The sequence below is a fragment of the Thermogutta sp. genome (genome assembly GCF_014359955.1).
Taxonomy (GTDB): domain Bacteria; phylum Planctomycetota; class Planctomycetia; order Pirellulales; family Thermoguttaceae; genus Thermogutta.
Window position 1 is genome coordinate 1 of the sequence record NZ_JACIYL010000303.1, and the last position, 4,819, is coordinate 4,819.

General features: G+C 61.0%; 4 protein-coding genes. 2 read left to right on the forward strand and 2 right to left on the reverse strand.

Going from position 1 to position 4,819, the window contains the following annotated elements; genetic code table 11:
- Positions 1-564: sulfatase/phosphatase domain-containing protein (locus tag H5U08_RS10305; RefSeq protein ID WP_297032722.1), on the forward strand; the 564-nt coding region annotated here is incomplete at its 5' end.
- 54 nt (positions 565-618) lie between these two features.
- Here H5U08_RS10305 and H5U08_RS10310 read toward each other — a convergent pair.
- Both H5U08_RS10310 and H5U08_RS10315 read right to left on the reverse strand, forming a co-directional pair.
- Positions 619-1,509, reverse strand: a complete 891-nt coding sequence (locus H5U08_RS10310) for a deoxyribonuclease IV (protein WP_297032724.1) — start codon at positions 1,507-1,509, stop codon at positions 619-621.
- A 56-nt stretch (positions 1,510-1,565) separates the two neighbouring features.
- Complete coding sequence (locus H5U08_RS10315; RefSeq protein WP_297032726.1) at positions 1,566-2,591, reverse strand: RluA family pseudouridine synthase; 1,026 nt, start codon at positions 2,589-2,591, stop codon at positions 1,566-1,568.
- Between the two features lie 575 nt (positions 2,592-3,166).
- Between H5U08_RS10315 and amrB the strand changes: the two genes are divergently transcribed.
- Positions 3,167-4,738 carry an AmmeMemoRadiSam system protein B gene (gene amrB / locus H5U08_RS10320; protein WP_297032727.1) on the forward strand — a complete coding sequence of 524 codons (1,572 nt, stop codon included), beginning with the start codon at positions 3,167-3,169 and terminating at the stop codon, positions 4,736-4,738.
- The last annotated feature ends 81 nt before the right edge of the window (positions 4,739-4,819 follow it).

A 4,819-nucleotide genomic window follows, 5' to 3' on the forward strand; every position in this document is an offset into this window, starting at 1 on the left:
AATATCGGGATGATTCTTGACGCCCTGGAAGAAACTGGACTGGACAAAAACACGATCGTCATTTTCCTGGGCGATCACGGCTTCCACTTGGGCGACCACGGATTCTGGTCGAAGTACTCGATGCTGGAAGCGACGCATCGGGCACCGTTGATCGTGCGCGTTCCCGGTGCCCCGGCCAACGGGAAAACTTGCGACGAAATTGTCGAGTTTGTGGATCTCGTCCCCACGCTGGGCGAACTGCTCAAGCTGGACCTTCCGAAAAACCTGGAAGGCATCAGCTTCGCTCCGCTGCTGGTGAATCCGCAACGTCCCTGGAAAAAGGCCGCCTTCATCGTGGAGGATGACGGCGATGCCTTCGGTGAGTGCGTGCGGACCAAGAAATACAGTTACATGGAATTCAAAAGGGGCGCCATCCCTGCGGCTCTTTATGACCTGGAAAAAGACCCCTGGGAGACGAGGAACGTTGTGGATGATCCGGCCTACGAACAGGTCCGCGAAGAAATGGCGGATCTGCTCCACGCGGGCTGGAAAGCGGCTCTCCCGCCGGGCGTCACGGTGCCGTAAGCGAGTGTTCTGGCTTCCTTCTGACGGCCTGTGTCCTCTTGCGAACCGCCATTATTAAAGCGGTTCCTGAGGGGAAGCTGCCGGTGTTCGCGCCAGGAGCTCGCGGAGGAGGGTGAGGTTGACCACGTCCCAGTCTTGGCCGTCGTCGTTTTTTCCCTTGGGCGTTTCCAGAAACATGGGGAGGTGATTGACGCGGGGATCGTGGAGCAGGCGGCGAAAGGTTTCCAGGCCCACGTGACCACGGCCGATGTGCTCGTGGCGATCGACGTGGCTCCCCCGAGGTGTTCGGCTGTCGTTGAGATGGATTGCCCGGAGGCGGTGCAGGCCGAGAACACGGTCAAACCACCGCACGGTCTTGTTCCAACCGTCGGGATGGTCGATAGGGTAGTCCGCTGCCAGCATGTGGCAGGTGTCCCAGCAGATGCCCACGCGGTGCGATTGTTCGGTTGCTTCCACGATGGTGGCGAGTTCTTCAAAGGAGCTTCCCAGGTTGGTGCCCTGCCCGGCTGTGGTTTCCAAAAGGATGAGGGGTTTGGCCTCGGGGAAGCGATCAAACACGCGGTTGAGGGCTTCAGCCACTCGGGCGACCGCCCCATCGCGATCTTCTGACATGGCGGCTCCAGGGTGGAGGACAAGCCCCTCCAGCCCCAGTCGGTCGGCTCGGGAATACTCCTCGGCCAAACTCTCCACGGATTTTTTCCACAAAGTGGGATCGGGGCTTGCCACATTGATAAGATAGGCCGTGTGACCAATCACCCGGCGAATTCCCGACCGCGACAGGGCCGTTTGAAATTGCGCGACCTGTTCGTCGGTCAGTGGCGGGCTTTCCCATCGGTTGGTGCTTTTGGTGAAGATTTGGAGACACTCGCAACCGGCGGCCACGGCCCGGTCAACCGCCCGATGATATCCCCCGGCAATCGACTGATGCGCACCCAAAAGTGGCATGGCGGCGTTCCGTGTTGATTGAAGTCAAAGAGGCGGCAACGGCTTTTCTCCGGTATTCACGCTGATGGAGGCTCTTTGCTGTCAGCCCGCGACGACTTTTCCTGCCGGGCACGCCGGCGGAGCTCGTGGAGGAAATCGCTGAGGTCTTTGGGCAGCGGGATTTCAAACTTCATGGGCTGTTTGGTGATCGGGTGGATGAAACCCAACTCCACGGCGGCCAGGGCCAGTCGCGGGGCGCCGCTGTGATCCGGAATGGGTTCCCCGAACAGGGGCCGATTGTAAATTTTTTCTCCACACACGGGATGGCCCGCCTCCGCCAGATGGATGCGAATCTGGTGGGTGCGTCCTGTTTCCAGGCGGCATTCCACCAGAGTGTAATTACCGACGCGCTCCACCGGGCGAACGTGCGTGATGGCGATCCGACCCTCGTTGGGGTTTTTGGTGCTGCCCCGGCGGCCGTCACCCCGATCACGCACAAGGTACGACTTGATCGTCTGCGCCGGAAGATAGCCGTGAATAATCGCCAGATACTTTCGCTCCGTGGTGTGCTTTCGGAACTGTTCCATCAACCCGCGTTCGGCCTCCCCGGTCCGGGCAAAGACGATCAACCCGCTGGTCTCGCGGTCCAGACGATGGACCGCCCGGACCGGTGGCGGCACACCCTTGTAACGTTTCTTTTTGCCCTCAATCTTCGCGATGATGTGGGGGAGAACTTCGTCCAGTGTCGGCTGAAGTTGGCGCCGTCGGGCGGATGCCCGCAACTCGTCCCGGTGGCGGTTGGTCGTCATACCCGGTGGCTTGTCCACTACCACGAGGTGCTCGTCCAGGTAGATGACGGTCACGTCATGGGGGGTGGGCGGAGCCTGGGCAGGCCGCGGAAGAATTTTGACGACATCCTGAAGTTTCAGTCGGCGGGCGGGATCCATGCAAAGGTTCCCGCTCACCTGGACATAGCGTCCAGCGATCAGCTTTTTGATCCGCGACCATGAAACCCCGGGCAGCCACTCACGGAGGGCGGCCGCCACCGTCTGGTCCACCTGCCGCGGCAAGACATGGAACACACGTTCACCAAACTCGTGCATTGTTCGCTTCCGAAGGATTTTTATTTCACAAGCAACTTGCAAGAAGCCAAACGGAACAGGCGGGAAAGTGACGTCGCGGGGCTTTTCCTGCGGGCTGTTGTCTGACCGCCACAAGGTGGTCTCCAGCCCGCCACCAAAGCACCCCGGGAAATGACCCTGTTGCTGCTCAGCGTGACATATCCTCTTCATCATCGCATTGTCGGGCTTTTCAGCAAAGAGGCAAGGTGCAACCTTCTGGACCGACTTTCTTTGGGCATTTGGTCAGCACCGCCGCTGGCTCCGCCCGTTCGCTGTCGCACCAAACGGGGGATGATTTTCTGCGTGTCGCCCTGACGGGAACGCCGGAGAGCCGCCTCGCAGCTACTCCACCTGCGTTTGCATCGGCCTCCCCCAGTTTGCGGGATAAGCGCTCTGGCGGGAAACGGGTAAAATGAGAACGAGCACCTGGGGGAACCGGAAACGTCCGCGTGGGGGCCAGAAAGTGTTCGCAGAACGGGCGACGGTTTGGGGAGTGCGGATGGTCTTATGAAGGGACGGTCGCCTGGTCCTTGCGAATGGGAGTCAGGTCTTCTGCCGTGAACGCACACCTTTCCGATCGGATTCGGCCGGCCGCCGTTGCTGGGACATTCTACCCGGGCCGCCCTGACCGCCTCTCGGCTACCATTCAACAATATCTTGCCGGGGCTCCCCTCGTCGTGGATCCGCAGGTGCCCATTCGGGGGCTGATTGTGCCCCATGCGGGCTATCCCTATTCGGGACCGGTGGCAGGGGTCGCGTACAAACAAATTGTCGGCCGGAAGTACGCCACGGTGGTGCTCCTCGGTCCGTCCCATTACGCCTATTTCGAGGGCGCCGCCATTCCCGATGTGGACGCTTTTCAAACGCCGCTGGGAGAGGTGCCGCTTTCCAACAAGGCGGCCATTCTCGCCCAGCATCCGCCGTTCGCTTTTGATCCGCCGGCGCGGGTCCGTCCGCCGGGTGGCTGGGGAGCTTATGTCTCCGGAGCCACGCCCCACACGTACGAGCACTCCCTGGAAGTGCAACTCCCCTTTCTTCAGACCGTTCTGTCCGATTTCGAAATCGTCCCCATTGTCTTCGGCAAGGTGGATCCCCGCGAGGCGGCGGAGGCACTGGCCAGCATCCTCGACGACCAGACGCTCCTCGTGGTGAGCACCGATCTTTCCCATTATCAGCCGTATCGCCTCGCCTGTGACGTGGATCGCCGCACGCTGGATGCAATCGTCCGCTTTGATTTTGACTACCTGGAAGGCCTCCGCTACGAGCCGGAATTGAGCCCCTGCGGCAGCACGGGGGTGCTCGTGGCCCTTCATCTTGCGCGGGAATACGGGTGGGAGCCTCTCCTGCTCGACTATCGCAACAGTGGCGACACATCCGGGGACAAATCAGCCGTGGTCGGCTACGGGGCCATCGCGTTTTGTGGAGGCGTGGCACCGCACAGGCCGGAAGAAGAAGCCGAGGAATCCGAGCCCAATGCCTCGCCTGAAAGGGAGACCGAAATCGCAGACGACGGGACGGCGGAAGCTCCCTCGGGACGATTGGCCCGGCTCCCCAATCTCACCGCGGAGGAAAAACGGTTTCTGCTCGATCTGGCGTGGGCCACGTTGCGACGCTTCGTGCAGGACGGTCGGCTGCCCGTCGTGGATAGCAAGGCGGTGCCGCCACGGCTTCGCGAACCCTGGGCGTGCTTCGTCACGCTGCGGCGGCGGGGCGCCCTGCGGGGTTGCATCGGGACGTTGACGGCCGATCAGCCGCTGTACCTCGCGGTCATGGAAAACGCCCGCAATGCCGCGCGTGATCCGCGGTTTTTGCCCCTGGAAGATTGGGAACTGGCGGATCTCACGGTGGAAATCAGCGTGCTTTCTCCCCCGCAACCGCTCGAATACAGGTCTCCCGAAGAATTGCTGCAAAAATTGCGGCCAGGCGTGGATGGGGTCATCTTTCAATGGCGGGGAGCACGCGCGACTTTTCTCCCTCAGGTCTGGGAAGAACTTCCCGATCCGGAAGAATTTCTCGATCGGCTCTGTCAGAAGGCCGGCCTTCCCAGCAAGACGTGGCGTCAGCCCGATGCAAAAATCTGGGTCTATCAGGTAGAAAAATTTGGTGAGGTGGCCCATGGGGCGGGTTGATGGGCAATGCCGAGGTGCGAAAGGGGTTCTGTTCCGGTTGTCTTCGCGCCAGTTGAACGGAACGAGGATTGGCATCAACAA